The following is a 20,667-nucleotide window of genomic DNA, read 5'->3' on the forward strand; positions in this document are numbered from 1 at the left end:
CCAGTAGTCGTTGAGCCGCCAGTAGTCGTTGAGCCGCCAGTAGTCGTTGAGCCGCCAGTAGTCGTTGAGCCGCCAGTCATACTCAATACGGAGATCGCGGACAACGACCCCAACCGTCCGCCTGTTATCAACTACGGTCCCGATACAACCCCTTGGCATCACGAATCCATAGTAAGCAATAACCCCCTCACATTCGAGTACCAATTTCCGGAGAACACGTTCACTGACCCCGATCCAGGTGACACGCTTCTCTACACAGTAACTATGCTGGACGGCAGCCCCCTGCCAAGTTGGCTCAACTTCGATAAAACTACCCGTACACTCAGTGGCACAAGTCCTATAGTGCAGGAGTTCAGGATTAAGTTAACAGCAACAGACAGGGCTGGTGCTACTGTCAGCGACGACGAGACGGGTCCATATGAGGGTAAGGGAATGTTGCTGCAATTTAGCAGCACCGACGTACTGATTGACGGTTATATCTCCGGTGCAACCCTTTTCCTAGACGCCAACAAAAACGGCGTCCTTGACCCCAACGAACCATCCACCACCACCGATAGCAACGGTGAGTTTAATCTCAATATCCCCTTCGAGACTTTCGACACCAACAAAAACGGAGAAATCGACCCATCAGAAGGCAATTTAGTAGCCATAGGAGGTACGGACACCGCCACCGGATTACCCCTAGAAATACCAGTCACCGCACCCCCAGATGCAAGTGTTGTCACATTCCTAACCAGCTTAATTGCCGACTTAATCGACAAAGGAATTGCACTAGAAGAAGCCCAATCTCTAGTCAAAGCAGCCCTTTCTCTCCCCGCTGAAGTTGACCTAACTAGCTTAGATCCAATAGAAGCCACCAATAACAACGAACCCGGTGGCGTCCAAGTCTTAGCAGCAATGGTGAAAGTCCAAAACTTCATCACCCAAACTAGCGGTTTAATTGACGGTGCTTCCAGTGCCGTCAATACCGATATTGTCAAAGCTGTTGTCAGTTCAATTACGGCTCAAATTCAATCCGGTACCGTTTTAAATCTCAGTAATGCCACAGCCTTAGAACCCATCATTCAGCAAGCAGCCGCTAAAATCCAGCAAATAGACCCCAGCTTCAACAGTCAACAATTCAGCCAAATTACATCGCAATCCGCGACAGTAATGGCAACAGCCAATCAACGTATTGATACGGCTATCTCTAACCCAACAGCAACATCAATTCCTGAATCACTTGCCCGCCTCCGACAAGTAGCCTTGGGCCCAACTACTCAAGACTTCAAAGAAGTTGGTACGGGAAATAAACCTATTTCCCAGGTAGTTGCTGACAATACTGGTACTGCTTTAGATAGCAGAATAGAAGCTGTAATATTGCCTGTTGGGATTGCAACTCCTGTTGTCAGTGGTGATGCTGATTTGGGCAGCAATTCCCCTCAGGCAATTCTCGGTACAAATGGCGACGATATCCTGAGTGGCGACAGCGGGAATAATGTGTTGATGGGCATGAGGGGCAATGATTCCCTCGATGGAGTTCTGGGGGATGACACTATTTTCGGTGGCAAAGGTAGCGATACAATCCTGGGAAGTAGCGGTGAGGATGTCTTATTTGGCAACCGTGGTGCTGACATTTTGAATGGCGATGATGGTAATGATATTCTTTACGGAGGTAAGGGAGATGATTTACTCAATGGCGGTTTAGGAATTGATACTTTGATAGGAGGAATGGGAGTAGATAAGTTCTTACTCTCTACCAATTCTGGTACTGATACGATTACTGATTTTGAAGTCGGTAAAGACTTATTAGTATTGGGTAACGGGTTGAGTTTCTCGCAATTGGCAATTGCTCAAGATAGCAGTGCAACTTTAATCCGGTTTGCACAAACAGGGGAAATTTTAGCTTCTTTGAGCGGGGTTGCTGCTAGCAGTGTTAGTGCCGTAAATTTCGGATTAATTTAAGAGCGATTTCGGTAGGACACCCGAAATTTCCGTATCCTAAGAAACTCGTGAGATCGAGAGTACGACAGGGGTTAATTAATAACCCCTGTCTCATAGCAAAATTATTTTTGCATCAGGCTGATACTAAATCGCCGTTAAATACTTCTTCTCTTTAATCCGTGTCGGGTGGATGAGACTAAGAAAGTAATGTAACCATTGAGCATTTTTAGCCCCATTATTTCTGCAATGGTTGCTAGTATCTTACATTTTATATTAAAAATTATACCAGCATGAAGGTGCGTATAAGCTTCAAAGCTTTTGACCTCTGAAAACAAATTTCTGTAATAGCTACAATACTCATTAATCAATTTTAATGTTGAATCAGCTTGGCGAGACTTAACCATAAACTCAAGTCAAAGCTGAGAAATGTTTTTCTATTAACTCGGCAGCTTAGTGACAGAAGAGGGGCAATTACTTTACATTGACAACTCTCTATACAAACGCAAAGCTTCCGCGATTGATTTGAACGTCGTGTGGTTCGACTCTGATGAGCGATCAAACTTCGTCGGTGCTGAACAACCATTATTCAAAGCGATCACCTTAAAATCTCATATTTTTTCAACCTTCCATCCAGCCTGACTTCCAACTTTGCCGGCTCGGATAAATGCGAAAGCGCCCCGCTTGAATAGATCGCCACTGGGCTTAACTCCGATGAGCCCTCTAACTTCGGCTGTCGATAGAATCCAACCCGAGGCGATCGCCTGTTCCAACGCTGCGTAATGTTGCAGAGGATCGCGAGTTGCTCCAAAGTGTCGGGCGATCGCCTCGATGAGTTCAAGAAAGTTTTCTCTGTCTTGATTTATAGCTGTTGTGGTCGCAGGTTGGATCGCTTCTATTTTGAAAATTTCAGTGTGGCTACTCTCAAAATCAGATAGGGTGCCGCCAGATTTTAGATGCTGATTTAACTTGTCCAGTTTGTCCAGTTGGTCACTGGAAATTCTGCCTCGGGCTACTGGTTCGATCGATAAAGCTTTTATGCGATCGTACACAGATTGCTTACTGCTTAGGTTGTAGCGGTCTTGCAGGCTGGCGATCGGGTAAGTTTCCATGTCCAGTCACTTGTCCAGTTTGGTACTGGACAAATTATAACTCTGCTTAGTCCAGTCGCTCACTGGACAAGTGACTGGACTAAAAAAAACCTTTTTTATGGGGGGTAGAAACGCCTTGCGAGACGTTTATAGATTACCAACTGAGTAACGCCTGTAATTGCTCAGCGTTTAATCCTTGCAAGCTTTCTAGTTTTTCAGCCATAACAGCCAGAAACTTCTCAAAACTTGGGCAATTTTGACCAGAAGATAAGTCGTTGGGGACTAAAAAATTGGCACAGGTTGGGTATGGGTTTGGTTCCGCTTGCATTCCTATTGACGACTTTCAAGCGCTCGCTCTCAAATCTCAAACTGACGGTCATCACCACTACCTCTTGTCAATTCCAATTCTTTAGTGCTATCATTTTTTACAGTAGTCACAACTTTCAGGAATATAACACTTTAGTGGTTTCCAAAAAGTAAGCACTGCTATCTGAAACCAGCACTCATACATCTCTCTAAAATTCTGGTAGTCATCTTGTTTTGCAGGCGCTTTTTTTCTTAACGCCTCACAACCAAGAATCGGCTTTCCGATTAATCATAATAAAACGACCTATACAGGAGCCCTAACTAGGAGCTCCTTTTTTTTGACTCGTTTCCAGAGCAGAGCGAAGTGAGAGCTGGTTGCAAAATCCAATCAACAAGGAGACTTTGAAATAGGCAAAAAAGGTTACAAGAGTCAAAGCAATAATTGAATAAAACACCCTTGGCCGGGGCGGATTACCGTCCCGGCTTTTTTGTTTTTTTTCGAGGGGTTGCTAACAGAAACTCAAGTCTAAATAGCGTGATAAGTATTCTGACAGTTATTTATCACGTTTGAGCTACAGCTTGAGGCTGTAAGGGCTTATCAGCAAGAGTTTCACCGCATTTATTTGCTTACATCTTAATAGATAAAGAGCAAAAAGAGTGCCATTCAATCAATGCTAAAGTGTGATAAATACCCCCCCAAAGGACTTAAAATGAACAAACTCATCAATAGCGTACCGCCAAGTTTTGCTGAGGTTTACCGCCTCTACGAGCAAGATTTGCAGGCAAAAAATCTTCAGGCAAAAAATCATCAATTAGCTCTTTTGCGAACGGCTTTATTTCGGTATCTTTTACCTAAGTATGGCTTGCCTTTCCCGAAGGGCAAAAAGTTCACCTTAGTTGAGTTGAACGCCGCTTGGCAATTGATGAAACAAATTCCTACCCATGAATTAAAGAATGCTCTGAGTTATCAAGATCAGGTTTTTAGTGCCCGGAAATGTACGCTCTCTATCGGTAGAACTTATCGAATGCATTTGACAAAACTTATCTTATGGAGTCAGCAACAATCTTGGTGGAATTGGGCCGTTATTGTTAGCGAGAAAGACAGAGAGAAACGCTGTCCGAAAATGCGGAATACAAGAAGTTTCAGTAAGGACAAACCTCGTGTGACCAAACGCCTAATCAATCGGGGTTGCCCTAATTTTCAATACACCTTGAAACCTGAAGAGATTTCGCCTGATTTACAGCAGGAACTCGATCTGTTCTTGAAATTCCAAACTGCTCTGGTTGGGAATCGCAATCGCCAAGATCGAGCTCTGCGCCCTGTTAGTGCAATGGCTCACGTTACAGCCGCAAAGAGGCAGTTAGGTTGGCTCCACCGTTATCAGGGCATCCCGCTTGACGAGTTAAATCTCAAAAAACTGGTGGCTTACAGTGGACTAACTCCTGAAGGCAAGCCAGATGAAGCAGATATAAAGGCAGTTGTAGGGTTAGTTGACTCTCACTTAGAATGGTTGAGGGAAGCCCGAGGAGTGTCTCCTAATACTGAACTTAAAGCTGTAGAATGTCTGGTAGCTGTGGCGAAATTTCTTTATCATAAAGCATCGAAACAGCGCAGTCGCCACCTTGTTGGTGGCAAGCAGATCGGGTACAAAGATATTCCAATTATTGAGGAATTGAGGCTGTTGGAAAGCGAGATTATGGTCAGGGTACATCAAAGCCCGCGCTGTTCCGATGAATCGAAGAAATGGCTCGATTGGCCAGTCTTCTTGGCCTGTGGCAGACGGCTGGTAGAGGAATGTGGGGAACGGAGTGCTTGTGGCAAGAAGCGGCCACTGAAAGCGATCGCCCAAAGTTACCAAATGGCTGTAATTTTTATGCTGCTCAGTGTTTTTCCAGACCGCGGTCGCACGCTGACGGAACTAGAGTTGGGCCGCACTCTATTCAAGCGCGATGACAAGTGGTTTGTTGAGCATAATGCCGGGGACTTCAAGACGGGTGATAGTTTTTGCAAGAATGGTCAAAAGCGGGTAATAGAACTGCCAGAGAGCTTATATTCCTTTTTTACGGAATGGCTGGAAAAATGGCGGCCTATTTTCAATCCCAAGCATGGGTATTTTTTTACGAAAGCCAATGGCCATCCTCTCTCGACTAGCGCTTTGAGTAATTACTTCCGTAGCCGGAGCTATCGGTTGACAGGCCAAGTGTTTACACTGCATATGGTGAGGGATTCGATTGTTACTCATCTTAAATTGTCGGGAGCGCAGGATACCGTGCTGGCGGCTTTGGCAGAGTTGATGGCTCACTCTCAGAAGACTCAGGGTCAAATCTACGATCGGCGTACTCCTTCTCAGAAGGTGGCTCCGGCTTTGCAAGCGTTGCAGTCGCTCTCGGCTGGAATTCTGCCCGAACCAATTGTGGAACCGTTGGTGGTGGTTTCATTTGAGAATGATGCTAACACTTGACTTTTACACTTTTGCGGGTTCGTGAAGTACAAACAAATCGGTTTTAGGGGCAGAACCCCCGTGCCTGCCCCGATTCCGAGTTGTTTAGCTGTACTTCATAAATTCAGTTAAATCCTGACATCGGATACTGATTCAGTGACCTAAATCCCGCTCGCTCTGGGGAGTTGTATTTTCGCTGCTGCCGAAACTCACTTTAACCGAAACGAATCCAGGAAAGTTTTGGCTCGGGTTGGCGAGTCTGACACCACCATGATTAGATACAAGGTTCCTTGTGCAATGATACAGCGCTTTATTAGCTTGCGATTTGGATATTTCTCGCTGGTGTAATTTAGTTCAATTCCCGGATTGCCGTTTAACGCAAATTTTCGTTGGCTAATAAGCCTATAATTCGATTGTGGTTTCGCCGCTATGTCGGCTAGTAGGTTCGCCTCGTTTCCCATCACTTTTGCTGGCATATCCCACAAGCCTACGCTGAAAGCTTCTTGCTCTGTGCGGACTGTATACTCTTTTTTGGTTCCATTCCCCATTAAGTTTCTTTCGATGTTTCCGATGGGCATTAGGATTGAAAATTGCTCTTCTTTTGGCGATAGTAATTTCCATTCCGCGAATGCGATAGTCTGGATGTGCGATATCTCGCCTTGTGCTGAGGTTGAATCCCAGGTTGTTGGATAGCTGAATCCTGTAGCCAGTAAAACCGTCATAGCAATTAATGGTTTTTTCCACCAAGACATAAGCAGGCTTGCCTCCAAGTTCATCCTTCGATCTTAGGGGTTAAAGGTTATTCAGCTAAATCTTGACCTCTGCAAGTATTGCGTGCGCGATCTCCTTTATTAGGCGTTGCTGAATACAGGTATGAATTCAAGTTTTCGGAATGGCTATAAGCCAAGTAGAGTGAGTTTTGTAACATCAAACGAAAAGTTTATTTCTACCGTGAATCAGCAACGCCTACTCAGCAATTCCTTCTAGTCGCAGAAAACATACGCAACCGGATGCGTCGCCTGCGACAATTGTCACTCCATCGGTGCAGCAGCGCAACCCTTATCAAACGGGTTGCACTGTTTTTATTACTCTGTCATAAGGTCTAACGGCGCTGCATCAGTTCGGATATCCGCTTGCGGGTAACAGCGTCTTCCCCGGCTAGCCAGGCAGTGATGGTGGCCGCGTCATACAGAGCCCCCGGTGCACCCCATGCGTACATCTGGGCAAGCAAACTTTGCATTTGTGCGGGATAGAGTTCCGGCCACCAAACAATTGCGATTTCTCGCAGTTTTTCGGCATCGGCGGGGGCGATAATTTCTGGCTCTGGCACTGGTTGGGGGGGTTCCGGTTCCTGCGAGTTGTTGCTGATCGGCTTCGCCGTCAGTTCCGAGAATCTCGCTCGCTCCGAATCGGTCAGCGCGGCCCAAACTTTCTCACGATTTGCAGCTCCGTTGGCACAGACATCTTTAAGAATTGGCAAGATGTCGGCCGCTGCCCGTCGTGCAGATTCGGGGTCGGGTTCTGCCGTTGCTATCCGAATCATCTCCACCAGGTCACGCTCATCTTCGTTGACTTGTGCGGGAGTTTGGAGGGTACTCTGCACCACTTCTGCGGGAGTTGGTGCGGGAGTTATGTTCCCCATTGGTAAAGGGTTAGCGGGAGTTGCGGGAGTTGCGAGGGGTAAATCTATTTCTAAATTACTTTTTCCCTCATTTTGTGAGCAATCATCGTTTTCGCTTTCCTCGGCACCTAGCAAACAATCATCATTTTCGTTTTTCGCCAAAACTTTAGTGTCTAACTCCCGCAACTCCCGCTGATGTATATCTGGTAAGGGTTTAACTCCCACACCAACTCCCGCTAAACTCCCGCTAACTCCCGCATCAACTCCCGCAGCATCAGCCAAGGTTTGAGAGTGTGTTGGGTGAGAGTCCTCTGCACGTCTTATCCTCAGTCCCTCAAAATATGCAACTCGTCCCTGATGACGTTTGGGGAATAACTTTTCATCTGCCAAGAGATCAGCGAGCAATCGGGGAAATTTTACGATGCTAAATTTTGACAATCCGCCATCTTCACAGAAGGATTTATAAGCGTCGTAGAGCTTCCCAACAGGAACATTACTAGCGGGGTCGAGTACCAGTTCTGCATCAAAAAAGGCTGCTACTGAGCTTGTTTCGACTTTCATCTCCCATTCTTTAGCTTTGAATTCAACAATCTGGTTAGCCCCCTTACCGCGTATTGCTTGGGTGACGGCAAAATCAGGCAATGAGAGGGCAATAGCAATAAGGGCAGGTATTTCAGCATCAAATTCATCCTCAAAGGCGTGGTTGTGTTTCTCGGTAGGGATAGGGTTGTCAAAGTGAACTAAACACAAGCGACGGTCTAGCCCAGTGGTGTCACCTACAAAAATCGGCTTATTCGAGCAGATGAGGAAGCACCCATAAAAGAAAGCATCAGCGGCTGGCGTGTGCAATTCTCGGTAACTAATCACATCGCCACCTGTAAAGCTAAGTATTGAATCAATACCTACTGGTTTCCTTTCGTCTGGGAAAACTACTAGCTGCTTATCAACTACTGAGGCCCTTGTACTCCCGTCACTAAGCCGCTCCAATTGGCAGCCTTTAAAATTGTCTCTACCTACTACTTTCTGCATCAATCGGGCGGTTGTCCCCTTGCCACCGCCAGGGGCGCCAGCAAAATGTACAAACATCTGCAAATCATGAAAGCGCCGCTTTATTATCCCGTTAGTAATTGCTAAGAGCTTGAAAATCTTGCGCTCGTCATCCTGCATCGCCGTGCGGAAGAACTCGTTAATAGAAGGACAATTTACTCGTAGGGCTTCTAGAGCATTGCTTAAATCGCCTTCTAGGGGCTTGTATTCGTAGGGTAGAAACGCCGTAAATCCCATGCCGGGTGAATGTTTTAAGGTCGAGCCAGTGTGAGTATCTAAGACGCAATTCTTGAAACTGATGTATCGAATCACGTCCCACGTTTGCCAACGAACTTGACGTAAATCGTACTCTAGCAATTTCCGAACATCCTCAATGTACGCACTTCCGGTGTAGTTTATATTTCTCGCATCTAACGTAGTTTTGAGTAAGCTGGTAAATGCTCCGATTCCTGTTTTCTCCCAATGCTTGCCCGTCCAAATTCGCCACGTTTTTTGTTCGTCATCAAATTTCCACCTTGAGGCGTACTGTTCGGCTATTTCAGCAGCGATTTTACGCGCACTAGGGGGTTTGGAGCTAGCCTTCTTATTGCTCTTGTTTTTGCGAGACTCTCCCATTTGAGCTTCTAGATTTTTGAGCCATTGAGAGTAAGGGATTGCATCAGCCATAATCTTTTTCACCATCTCCGGGCCGTGGTTTACCTTCACGTCGTCTATTTTTACACCCAGTTCAGGATTCCACATTGCAACCGTTACGATACAGCCTCGCCGTACAAGAACTGTAGCCAACTTTTTCAAAGCGAGCTGCACTTCTTTTTTTTGCAGGATATCCATATCAAAGACTAACGGTATCGGCCGCCCTTGCACTGCTACGGCTGCTAAGTTGCGAACGAGCTTACCCTTTCTCAGTCCCATTTCTACGCCACAAATTGCGAGGGAGGCATATCCGCAGGTCATAAGCGCCCCTGCTTTTTTTGTGCCTTCTGTTGTGGGGACTGGAATAGACGGGTCATCTAAAACCCGCTGCCAAAAATCTTTCTCTGTGTGCTGAAGTACGATCGCATCATATTCTCCTTTTGCAGTGATATATTTTGCGCCGTCCTCATCCTCTGCTGACAACACAACAGGTTGATCAGGCTTGAACTGTCCGAAGCTTTGAAGCTTCATTGTGCTTAAGTCAAGCCCGGACACCCACCAACCGAGGGGATTCTTGTCAAGATACTTTTTCCATCCGAGCCGACTGCCGATAATTGTGCGTTCCGGGAGGGATTGAACGTTTAATCCGGTGAGCGCCTCACTGACGCCCGAGCCTTTAACCCATTCTGTCTGGTGCAGGGGACAAATCTTCAGTGATACTTGAGGTAATTGTGCAACCATTACACCGCACCCCCGGTCACAGCTTCAAAACCAACAGCAGAAAATTCCCGGTTAGTTGTCGCATTTGGCGGGGAATAGGGTGAAATTGAGTTACAGCCCTTGTTTGAAGACTTTTTGAAGTTATGAAAGCTATGGGTAGTGTCAGAATTCTGGGAACGTGCGATCGAACCGCTGCCGACAGCATTAATCGGCAAAGCAACGCTAAAATTGCGCTTTATTTTTATTACAAGGTATGGCATCATAAGGGTAGTTGGCCTCTCCATAGGAGGCTGATTAGTTGTGGTAGCTCCAACGAACCTTGTCGTGTTCTTTCCACGGATGCACGACAAAAGTTAAATAGATTGTATAACAAAAAGATGCGCTGAGAGCTTTATGCTCCCAGCGCATCTTTTTGTTGAAATTGCTTTTGGGCGTCTGATTCCAGGTGTCGGTCGAGATGACGCCCGGTAAATCCATAAAGCCTCCTTAACAAAGACAGATCGAAATACATCCTTCAAGAAATGCAGAATATTCGTTCAGCATTTGAATCAACTCTGGCGAGAGAGCAAAATAAAAACTTAATTTATGAACCGAAGGTAGCATAACAGCTTTTCCACTTTTCAACTACTTCAAATTATCGGTGTAATTATCGCGTAGTAAGAGCCAAAGAAAAATATTTTGATAGAGTAGGTTCTTTCAAAATCCCGAATGACAATTGAAATCCTTTAACTTTATAAGTTTTTTTTAGCTTTTTTCAAAAAAACTTCTAGTAGCGCACTATCTTCTATGAAGTAACTTTAGCCCGTGAGAAAGTTCGCTCGAAAGCACACATATAGGCAGTTAAAGGATTGTTTGCTTTCGGTAAGTTCTCAAGTTTAGTGAATTTTTATAACAAACAAGTTAAGAAGCCGATCGCCCCTAAATTCCCCACACCCGCGCTCGATTAGCAGTCGCTTCAGTTTTGCCCGCCGCCGTTGCCCCTGTTTCGGAGCTGGTTGTTGAGGTACTGCCAGATGTCGCGAATTTCTGTCTGAATGATTCGCATTTGCTCCCGCCATTCGTTGTGCTGCTGGAAAACCAGCCTCAGCGCTTCTTGATGGCTCCCAATTGCTGAAACCATGCGATCTACCCGATCGACTAAATGATCGAGTAGTTCGGTGCTTGCCTGCTGCTGTACCGCAATGTTGTCAACGCGCTCTGTCAGTCGGTCAATGGCTGCGGTGTTGGCGCTGGTTTGAACGGACAGCCGCCCGATCGCCGAGCGTGTTTGCCTGTTGCTGCACCGCAATCCGGTCAACACGATCGGTCAGTCGGTCAATGGCAGCCGTATTTGCCTGCTGCTGAATGGCGGTGGCAGCAAGAATTGCTTCTATTCGGTCTAGCCGATCGTCCCTGTTAATTTACTTCTTTGTAATAAAGGTCAAGGAATGGCGGTCGGTATGGTTTGGGTTGAATTGTGAAAATTTAATGCTAGACGGTTACTAGACATTAACTAGCGCCTTTACTTGCTTTACCCCGCTTAGCTTTCGCTGCTGTTGCTGGCTTTGCTTCCGTTGGCTGCTTTTCTGTCGGTTTTCTTTTTGGGTGGCAAGATTCTGGGTTATCGGGGTCATAGAGCAAAACCTCGTACTTTTGCGCCCTGATAATTTCGACTGCTTTTAGGGGCGATAAGTAGGTAAACAAAATTAATTGCCGACTGAGTTGACTTGAAACCTTTGATACGTCTAAAGAGTAACAAAGTCGGATGTGTAATTAATTTTGTGTAGGTACTTAAACCCAGTTCTGCGAGCTGCTTTTTGGTTTTGAGATTTTGGGGAGGTTCGCCGGGTTTCCCCCACCATTTATACTCATCCAATTTATCCATCGCCACCCCCTAAAATCTCCTCAATTTTCGAGATAGTATCCTTGGGTAGCTTTACGTCTTTATCTTGCTTTATATCTTTGACCAGCTTGGTATCTTTGGCTAGCAGAGTTTTAAAGAAGCTTGCAACTTTACCGGCTTTGTCTGATAACTCAATTTCTGGTGCTGGATTCCGTTCGGCAGCATCCAGTCGTTTTTCCAGGTCGGAGAGTTCAGCTTGGACTTGCTGGCGATCGGCTCGTTCGGCTTCGAGTTGCGATCGCAATTGCCGAATATCCTCTCGCAGATTATCCGCCACTGTGGTACTAGATTCTAGAAGCAGGGCGTAGTCCGCGCGGGCTTCTGCTAATTCTTGTTCAAGGTCATCCGTTACCCGTTTATTAGCACTGAGAAGCGTAGAGTAATTCTCGTGCTCGGTCGCTAAGTCTTGCTTCAGTTTTTTGTTCTCTTCTCTTAGGCTGCCTAATTCGTTAGACAACTCTGGTTCTACTACCGTGTCAGGCTTGAGCGCTGCTGATTCAGAAACACTCAAGCCGAGACTTTTCCCAGCAGTTCCTCCATTGCCCGCAACCGTACCTCAAGAGCATCTAGGCGACCGTTAGGCGCGTTATCTGCTACTGCTTTAGGTTCCCCATCTTCTACCTTTTTAGGTTCCACATTAGTTAACTCTTCTGCCACTTTCTCCAACCGAGCGATAGTTAACCCTTCAACTTTGCCTATGTACTTTTTATGTACCCGCCCCTCTATTTTTCTACTACCGTACCAGTAGCCTATACCTCTCGTTTCTTGCCTGCGGGCGGTGAAAGGTTTGCTGCCACGAGAGGACTCAAACCTAAAAGAAGTAGCAGAATCGAGCCACTCAGCGCCTTCTGTAGATTCAAGATTAAACGCCCTTCCGTCGGGTAGCTTAACTACTCCTTGTGATACCGCTGGGATTGATTGTTGTGCCATGTTGGGTATCTCCTAATTCGTTTATGCAACCCTCTTATTAGACTACTGCTTCAAGCGTCCTAACGGTAGTAGATTACATATCTTATTCTACGTTAGGTATCTTCTAATTCGTTTATACAACCCTCCTATTCGACTGCCGCTTTAAGCGTCCTAACGGTAGTAGATTACGTATTTTATTCTACTTAAAAGGTTGCATAAGCCATCCGTATTTGGTTGCCCACATCCACGCACTCGCCCGTGTATACGCATCCGCACGCCCGTGTATATATGTAACCTATGGAAAAGCAAGTCCCTCTTATGCCACTTTTGACAAACTTTGACACAAGCGTTGCCCTGTCTGCATTTTGCCATATATCCTACTTTTATGTAACCCCGTAACTGGTAACTTATAGGACCCTATAGTAGTACACATAGCCGACCGCCACAGCCACAGCACCCGCGCCCGCACCAACTACACCGTATGCTCCCCGCTCGGATAAAACCAATACAGTGGTTGAGGTTCAAGTTACACCTACTGCACCGACCGAGCCAGAACCTTTACACGGAGACAATATTGAGCAGGCGCTACAGGAGGGGGATATTGAGCAAGTCCTAAACAAAATGCCGTTGCCATCGTTGCGCTCGCTCGTCAAGTTGAAAGGCACGGATGCACGCGGCACTAAAGCCAATATCGCTCGGAGGTTGAAAGCCCTGGTCACAGAGTCCGATCAGCCGGCCGCCAGTTAGTGAGCCGCAGTAACCCGCTCCCTCTCTAAAAGGATGGGGCATTTTAGAATGTTTGAATATGACATAACCCGCCAAAAGTCGCCTAAACATTCCACGCGAGCGTACCGCCACAATCTCTAAAAGGGGCGAGGCAACCAATAATAGAGGAATAAAAACCCATGAACAACAGCAACGATGATCTCGAAGCCCTTATCCGATCGGATAGCCCGGATGGCCACAGAAGCGAATTGATTCCTGTCACTATTACCCCTGAAATGGCCAAAGGATACCTCTGTTTTGGAGTGGAACAGGAACGGGAGATTGATCAATCTGTGATTGACGATTACGCGCTTTCAATGCAGGACGGGGAGTGGAAAGCTGGCTCGATACTGATTTTCTCTGAAGACTACAAGATTATTGATGGCTATTACCGTTTAGCGGCGGTTGCCCAGTCCGGGGTAGCAGTGGAATTCTATCTAGTCCGGGGAGTGCCTAGCAATCTCTAATCCCAGTTGCCCCATCCGTTTCTGGATGGGGCTTCATTTTTACCCGCTAGCTATCGTCCAATACTCCTAGCCGCTTAGACACCACAGCCCCCCCAGGGTGGACAGAACCTATTTTTACCCGCTCTGCCATCGTAAACTATCTTTATCAATAGCAAAAAATCATGAAAGCAGAATTTTCGGAAGCGTTGCCCTCGAAGAGGATCGCCCGCCTTGAAGCTTCCCTTGATGCCAGAATTGAAAGATATTTTGACACTTTAGATACTGACCCTGACGTGCTCAAACGATTACTCGCCGACAAGCGCTCCGAAAATACACGACGCGCCTACGAGAGGGACGTGAATGACTTTTTGGTAACTATGACAGGGACGCCCGCCTTGCCTGATAACGTTTTGGAGTTTTTACACCTTGAGGAACGGCAAGCAGTTTCGGTGGTTTTGAAGTACAAAGCTAAGCTGATCGACAAGGGGTTGAAGGAAGCGACGGTCAATCGGCGGCTGGCGGCTGTTAAAAGTCTAGTGGAAATGGGCCGTAAGCTCGGTGTGTGCCATTACAGTTTGGAGGATATCAAAGGGGAGAAAATTGTCGGCTACCGAGATACAACTGGCGTTGACCGACCAACTTTTGAGCGAATTTTGCAGCAGTGCGATCTGACAACACTAGCCGGGAAGCGTGATTATGCTTTGTTGCGCTTGCTGTGGGGTAATGCTTTGAGACGAAATGAGATCAGTCAGTTGAGTGTTTGTGACTTTGATCCTGCCGGTAAGAGTTTGCGGATTCTTGGCAAGGGACGCGGTACGCAAGCTGAGACGATCGATTTGGGTTCTGCGACAGTGCAGGCTATCGCCGATTGGTTGGAGGAAAGGGGAAGTTGCTCGCACGATAGCCCGCTTTTTATAGCACTTGATTCCGCTCACAGCGGACACAGACTTAGCGGCGACGGTATCTGCAAGATGGTTGTCCGTTATAGCGAAAAGGCTGGTATCAAAAAACAAATGTCTCCTCATCGCATCAGGCACAGCGCTATCACGGCGGCGCTGGACGCAACAGATGGGGATGTGCGGAAAGTTCAGAAACTCAGCAGGCACAGGAATTTGAATACGCTGATGGTCTACGACGATAATCGCAGCCGCGACCAAGGGGCCGTTACCGACTTACTGGATGGGATGTTTTGAGCTAAGAAAAATCCCCCAACTTTCGAGTAATTGAGGGATTTTGGTTTTGGCAATTGTCGGCAAGTGCGATCGTACTTGCCGACAGCGAACAGAATAAGTAGCTAGACAAAATTAATCACATAGTTTTCTCCAAATTATTTCAGGATTTTTTCCACAGATGTAACAAAAGTTCCACAACTCTTGTAAGCAGATATCTCAATCCATTCATACTTAATAAACCGCCATAAAATTTCAATTAAATTTAATTCAGGAGAGTAAGAAGGCAGCTCAAAAAGAGTAATATTACGTTGTTTCCACTCTCCTCGGCTTGTTGGGTAAGGCTCGAAAATCACCTGTTTCGCTTTGTCGCTTTAGCCAAAGGCTAATAGTGCTACGACTGATGTTGAATATGATGCTCACTTCACTAATTTTTAAGCCATCCAGCTTGATGGCGTCAAGAGCGGCATGACGTAGGTCGTAGCTGTAGGGTTTGGGCATGAGTCGTGCGATCGCATTCAGCGGGACTATTTCTAGTCTACGTCTTAACCGCCAAGGCGGTTGCTATAGCTACCTGCATTGCCTTCTTGCAAGCTGCAAAACTCAGAGCCACGACGTATCTGCAACCCATTTACAGATACGTCGTGGCTAGAAGAACCCGAACAGAAATTGATAGACGCTGCCAGCGCTTCCATTGATGTAGCTGTGCAGAATTTGGCAGCATTACGGGAGGCATTGAGACGGAATGAGAATGCAGATGAATAATGCCAACAGCACATACCTAATCTCAGTCATCAAAATTTTCCCTCTAAGGAGCAAGCCATGTCCACGTCCGTACCGGACTGACCGCGTGCTGAACGCACTCTCGACGGGCTTGTTTTGCGAAGCAAGATATAGGAACTAGAGTCAGTTTGTTAAAGTTGTGTTTGCGTAAGCCAAACCCCCCATGCTCAGCAGCATTGGGGGTTTCTCTATGAGGAAGGTGTTTAGTTAATGCTTTCAATCTACCTCAAGCAATCTAACTCTGAAACCTATAAAAGAGTCTGTGGAAGTAGCTCTTATCACCTGCTAGTTTTGATTTTTTTCATGCCTATTAATTTATCAACATCACCGCCATAAACAGCAAATTTGTAACACGTATTCTTATCTAAGCCTCGAATTATAATTGTTCCGGATGAGACAGGAGAGCCATAGGTTTCATTCTGTTGGCGATCAGTGTCGCCACACTTTCCTTGGAAAGACCAATTCTTCTTATAGCAAACATGGATCGTTTGATACCTATGGTTAGGTGCTGTACTCCACTGCAAAGCAACTGAATTACGGGTACTAGTTCCTGATACCCATCCTATTCCTCTATCGCTTTCGGTACAATTAGCACGAAAAATAGCCGTTGCAGGAGGGGATGAGCTGACATTAAAAGCTAAAAGCATAGTTGCAGTTATGGCTGCACCGATTTTCCGATTAATACCCATTTGTTTTGCCCTATTAATAAGGTTGGTTTAGCTTATTCTCAGCATCTATAGGTTACTCATACCAGTGCCAAGAATTATGCAGTTTTTTACTAAACTTTACACTTACAGCAGATTTCACGTTGATGAATGACACCCGCCGATCGCTCAATCCTCGTAGGGACAAGGCACTGCCGTGTTCCTACTGCTGTTAATAAACCTGGGATACGCTGTAATCAAACTTGCTATTGAAATCTTTTTGTGGTATGTAATCCACTTCGCGCTGCTTATTATGTAATATTACTTAATAAATTTCCCTCTCTTCATCAAAACTTTAATTAAACAGATATTTATAAAGAAAACTTTATATAAATATTCTCAAAAAACAGTTATCCTTTGCTAAAACCTTCAGAAATAGTTTCGGGTGCAAGTCGCGAAACAGGGAAATCATTATCTTTTTTTAGCTATCAGTAGGTGTATTGTGAGAAATTCAAACAAAGTTTCAGGAAGTGCGATTGCCTTTATCGATCGTCAAGTAGAAAATTATCAAAGTTTAGTAGTCGGAGTAAAACCGGGTACGGAAGTAGTCGTTTTGGATGGGAACCGGGATGCGATCGACCAAATTACTCAAATTTTAGCTCTTCGGACAAATATTGACAGCATTCACATAGTTTCTCACGGTGCTCCGGGCAGCTTGCAACTCGGCGACGTTCGCTTTAGTTTAGATGATATAGAGTGCGATCGGGATTCTCTACAGCAGTGGTTTTCGCCACAAACCGACTCATTCGGCAAAAATCGACCGAGTATCCTCCTGTACGGGTGCTCCGTAGCAGCAGGCGAGACAGGTAAAGCATTTGTCAAACGCTTGAGTGAGTTAACCGGCGCTAGTGTTGCAGCTTCCCAAAACCTCACCGGAAGTGTAGCCAAAGGTGGCGACTGGGAACTGGAAGTCAGAACCGGGAAAATAGAAACGCCGTTAGTATTTGAACCCCAAGTGCTAGCGGGTTACGAGTATGTTCTGTCTACTTTTGGTGCTGCGACTAACTTTCCCATAACATACAGTCTCCGTAAAGTTGCCAGTGGCGATTTTAACAAAGACGGCAACCTTGACCTAGCCTTTGCCAGCACTGGAGTTAATCGCAACGTCTCGATCACACTGGGAGATGGCACAGGGCTATTTGGCGCTGCCACTAATCTTAACACCAGCCCGCCGACCGATCTCTATACGTGGTCTGTCGCTGTAGCCGACTTTAACAAAGACGGTAATTCTGACCTGGTTACGGCTAATAATTTGACTAGCGACGTTTCTCTCCTGTTAGGAAATGGCGATGGCACTTTTGGTGCAGCCACCTACTTTGGTGTGGGGTCAAGTCCTTATACCGTCGCTGTGGGAGACTTCAACGGGGACGGCAATTCAGATTTAGCTACAGCCAATCAAACCTCTAACAACGTCTCCATCTTGTCCGGTAATGGTAATGGTACTTTTGGCGCAGCTAATAATTTGAGCGTGGGGTCAACTCCTTCTTTTGTGCTTGTCGGCGACTTTAACAAGGATGGCAAGTCTGACTTTGCGACAGCGAACTCGGGTTCTACCAGCGTATCCATCGTGTTGCAGAATGCTGATGGCACTTTCGCCCTCGCCACTAGCATTACCGTTGGAAATAGCCCTAATTACATTGCTTTAGGAGACTTTAACGGGGACAACAATCCTGACTTAGCAACCAGCAATGAAAGCTCAAACAACGTATCAATACTGTTAGGAACTGGCACGGGAAGCTTTAGTGCAGCTACCAACTTGGGCGTTAGAACACAACCCCTTGCTATTGCTAGTGGAGACTTCAATGCAGATGGAAAAGTCGATTTAGCCACAGCCAACAATTCATCGGGCGATGTCTCCGTCTTGTTTGGAAGTGGCAATGGCAGCTTTGGGACTGCCACTAATTTTATTGTGGGAGCCGAGCCCCAAGGTATTGTTGTAGGCGATTTTAACAAAGATGGCTTATCTGATTTAGCTACGGCGAACTTTGGCTCTCAAAACACCTCGATTCTGCTGAATACATCGCCGGTGGTAAATTTTGGGGCTGCAACTTACAGCGCAACAGAAGGAACTGCGGATACAGTAGTCAATATTCCCGTTACTATCAGCGGCACTCCTGACGCTGCTGTAACAGTACCAATTGTCATCGAGCCCAGTAGCACAGCCACCGAAAATTCAGACTACACCTTTTCGCCGACATCCATTACATTCCCCGCAGGTGCAACAGGTGCCGCACTCACCCAAAATGTTGCAGTTACTATCAAACCCGACAATCTCCCTGAAAACGCCGAAACCGCAATTCTCAACTTGGGCACAATCACCGGAGGCGTTGCAGGTACAACCAAACAAACAACATTAAACATTGCAGCTAACGGTAGTGTTTCTTACGCTGTAGCCGCCGATATTGCCAGCATTCCTGAAGGTAATACCGGCACAACTCCTCTGACTGTTACCGTGACTCGCAGCGGTGGCACTGGTGCAGCGAGTAGCGTAAATTATGCAATAGGAGGAACTGCTACAAACGTCAGCGATTACAACAACATCGGCGGCACTTCTGGGGCAACGGGTATTAGCGGCACAATCAATTTTGCTGTGGGTGAAACATCTAAAACTATTACATTAAATGTGGTAGGCGACGGATTAGTAGAACCTGACGAAACTGTTGCGGTTACGCTGTCGAATCCTGTTGCACCCGGGCCGACACCTACCTTTACTGCTGCAACTGCTACAACTACCATCACCAATGATGACACTGCCGGTTTCAGCATTGCACCTACGAACATCACTGCTACAGAAGGCGGCGCAAGTGGCAGTTACAAAGTCAAGCTAACTTCGCAACCGACGGCACCCGTTAATATTAGCTTTAATACTGGCAATGCAATTAGCCCGATCGCCTCACAGATTACTTTTGACAGCACTAACTGGAATGTGGATCAAACTGTCACTGTTAGTGCGATCGACGACACTGTAGCACAAGGAACCCACAGCGGCACGATCGCTCACACAGTTACCAGTACCGATGCCAGTTATAACGCCAAAGCGATACCCGATGTGACGGCTTCGATTACTGATAACGATAGTCCCGGCGTTTCCATTGTGCAATCGGCAGGCAGTACAAATATTGCTGAAGGCGGTGCAACGGCTACCTACGGAGTGGTTTTGACTACCGCACCTGCTGCCAACGTTACGATTAATTTTGACGCGGGCAGTCAAATTAGTGCGATCGCACCTCTGACTTTCACCCCAAATAATTGGAATGTTGCTCAAAATGTGACTGTTAGTGCGATCGAAGACAGCATCGCCCAAGGAACCCGCAGCGGCACGATCGCTCACACTTCTGTCAGTACCGATACTTTGTATAATGGGCTGACGATTTCTCCTGTGACTGCCACGATTGCTGACAACGATACCGCAGGCGTGAGTATTTCACCAACGAGTACAACTGCTACCGAAGGCGGTGCAACAGGCACGTACAGCGTTAAGTTAAAATCCCAGCCGCTCGCGCCTGTGACGGTTAGTTTCGCTACAGGGGAGCAAATAAATGCGATCGCCCCAATTACTTTTAACAGCACTAACTGGAATGTGGATCAGACTGTCACTGTTAGTGCCATCGATGACAGCATAGCCGAAGGAACCCACGGCGGCACGATCGCTCACACTTCTGCCAGCACCGATACCAAGTATAATGGGCTGACAATTTCTCCTGTGACTGCCACGATTGCTGACAACGATACCGCAGGCGTGAGTATTTCACCTACGAACATAACTGCTACCGAAGGTGGTGCGAATGGCAGTTACAGCGTTCAACTAACTTCGGTGCCCACGGCGCCTGTGACGGTTAGTTTCGCCAATGGCAGTCAAATTAATGCGATCGCTGATGTTACCTTCGACTCTACTAACTGGAATGTCGCCAAACCAGTGACTGTAACGGCTACAGACGATGCGGTTGTTGAAGGAAATCATACAGGCAGTATTTCTCATACGGCCCAGAGTGCTGATAGTAAGTATAGTGCGATCTCGATTCCGGGTGTGACAGTGGCGATCGTAGATAACGACACTGCACCACCAGTAGTCGTTGAGCCACCAGTAGTCGTTGAGCCACCAGTAGTCGTTGAGCCACCAATAGTCGTTGAGCCACCAGTAGTCGTTGAGCCACCAGTAGTCGTTGAGCCGCCAGTAGTCGTTGAGCCGCCAGTAGTCGTTGAGCCGCCAGTAGTCGTTGAGCCGCCAGT

At 46.6% G+C, this 20,667-nt stretch carries 15 protein-coding genes and 1 pseudogene; 5 read left to right on the forward strand and 11 right to left on the reverse strand.

Annotation, left to right across the window (positions count from 1 at the left end; all coding sequences use genetic code 11):
* Positions 1-1,944 (forward strand): putative Ig domain-containing protein (locus tag QUA47_RS25565; protein ID WP_333432826.1); only part of this gene is annotated, 1,944 nt, incomplete at its 5' end.
* A gap of 587 nt (positions 1,945-2,531) precedes the next feature.
* Here the strand turns inward: QUA47_RS25565 and QUA47_RS25570 are convergent.
* Complete coding sequence (locus tag QUA47_RS25570; protein ID WP_333432827.1) at positions 2,532-3,032, reverse strand: hypothetical protein; 501 nt, start codon at positions 3,030-3,032, stop codon at positions 2,532-2,534.
* Positions 3,033-4,027: 995 nt separating this feature from the next.
* On the opposite strand from QUA47_RS25570, the gene QUA47_RS25575 reads away from it, so the two are divergent.
* The gene (locus QUA47_RS25575) at positions 4,028-5,779 is read left to right on the forward strand and encodes a site-specific integrase (protein ID WP_333432828.1); all 1,752 of its coding nucleotides are present in this window, start codon (positions 4,028-4,030) and stop codon (positions 5,777-5,779) included.
* Positions 5,780-5,967: 188 nt separating this feature from the next.
* Here the strand turns inward: QUA47_RS25575 and QUA47_RS25580 are convergent, their stop codons facing one another.
* The 7 genes from QUA47_RS25580 to QUA47_RS25610 form a co-directional block, all read right to left on the reverse strand.
* On the reverse strand, positions 5,968-6,510 hold the full coding sequence (locus QUA47_RS25580; protein WP_333432829.1) for a hypothetical protein: 543 nt from the start codon (positions 6,508-6,510) through the stop codon (positions 5,968-5,970).
* Between the two features lie 350 nt (positions 6,511-6,860).
* Complete coding sequence (locus tag QUA47_RS25585) at positions 6,861-9,800, reverse strand: DUF3854 domain-containing protein (RefSeq protein ID WP_333432830.1); 2,940 nt, start codon at positions 9,798-9,800, stop codon at positions 6,861-6,863.
* Positions 9,800-10,042 (reverse strand): hypothetical protein, encoded by a 243-nt coding sequence (locus tag QUA47_RS25590; RefSeq protein ID WP_333432831.1) that lies wholly within the window; start codon positions 10,040-10,042, stop codon positions 9,800-9,802. Before QUA47_RS25590 ends, QUA47_RS25585 begins: the two co-directional genes overlap by 1 nt.
* A 692-nt stretch (positions 10,043-10,734) precedes the next feature.
* Positions 10,735-11,079, reverse strand: a complete 345-nt coding sequence (locus QUA47_RS25595; protein ID WP_333432832.1) for a hypothetical protein — start codon at positions 11,077-11,079, stop codon at positions 10,735-10,737.
* Positions 11,080-11,267: 188 nt separating this feature from the next.
* Positions 11,268-11,462, reverse strand: coding sequence for a hypothetical protein (locus QUA47_RS25600; RefSeq protein WP_333432833.1), 195 nt, complete (start codon positions 11,460-11,462; stop codon positions 11,268-11,270).
* Between the two features lie 173 nt (positions 11,463-11,635).
* A complete protein-coding gene (locus QUA47_RS25605) occupies positions 11,636-12,172 on the reverse strand; it encodes a hypothetical protein (RefSeq protein WP_333432834.1) in 537 nt (178 codons plus the stop codon).
* Positions 12,169-12,591 (reverse strand): hypothetical protein, encoded by a 423-nt coding sequence (locus tag QUA47_RS25610; RefSeq protein WP_333432835.1) that lies wholly within the window; start codon positions 12,589-12,591, stop codon positions 12,169-12,171. Before QUA47_RS25610 ends, QUA47_RS25605 begins: the two co-directional genes overlap by 4 nt.
* A gap of 884 nt (positions 12,592-13,475) precedes the next feature.
* On the opposite strand from QUA47_RS25610, the gene QUA47_RS25615 reads away from it, so the two are divergent.
* Together QUA47_RS25615 and QUA47_RS25620 are read left to right on the forward strand one after the other, a co-directional pair.
* A complete protein-coding gene (locus tag QUA47_RS25615) occupies positions 13,476-13,802 on the forward strand; it encodes a hypothetical protein (RefSeq protein ID WP_333432836.1) in 327 nt (108 codons plus the stop codon).
* 161 nt (positions 13,803-13,963) lie between these two features.
* On the forward strand, positions 13,964-14,974 hold the full coding sequence (locus QUA47_RS25620) for a tyrosine-type recombinase/integrase (protein WP_333432837.1): 1,011 nt from the start codon (positions 13,964-13,966) through the stop codon (positions 14,972-14,974).
* Positions 14,975-15,108: 134 nt separating this feature from the next.
* On the opposite strand, the pseudogene QUA47_RS25625 reads toward QUA47_RS25620, so the two are convergent.
* The 3 genes and pseudogenes from QUA47_RS25625 to QUA47_RS25635 form a co-directional block, all read right to left on the reverse strand.
* Positions 15,109-15,279, reverse strand: a pseudogene (locus QUA47_RS25625) (transposase); the annotation flags it as partial.
* Positions 15,257-15,451, reverse strand: coding sequence for a helix-turn-helix domain-containing protein (locus QUA47_RS25630; RefSeq protein WP_333432838.1), 195 nt, complete (start codon positions 15,449-15,451; stop codon positions 15,257-15,259). The gene QUA47_RS25630 and the pseudogene QUA47_RS25625, both read right to left, overlap by 23 nt.
* A gap of 560 nt (positions 15,452-16,011) precedes the next feature.
* Positions 16,012-16,422, reverse strand: coding sequence for a hypothetical protein (locus QUA47_RS25635; RefSeq protein ID WP_333432839.1), 411 nt, complete (start codon positions 16,420-16,422; stop codon positions 16,012-16,014).
* 457 nt (positions 16,423-16,879) lie between these two features.
* Between QUA47_RS25635 and QUA47_RS25640 the strand changes: the two genes are divergently transcribed.
* A partial coding sequence (locus QUA47_RS25640; RefSeq protein ID WP_333432840.1) for a DUF4347 domain-containing protein occupies positions 16,880-20,667 on the forward strand: 3,788 nt, incomplete at its 3' end.

The organism is Microcoleus sp. MON2_D5 (assembly GCF_036701905.1).
GTDB lineage: Bacteria > Cyanobacteriota > Cyanobacteriia > Cyanobacteriales > Microcoleaceae > Microcoleus.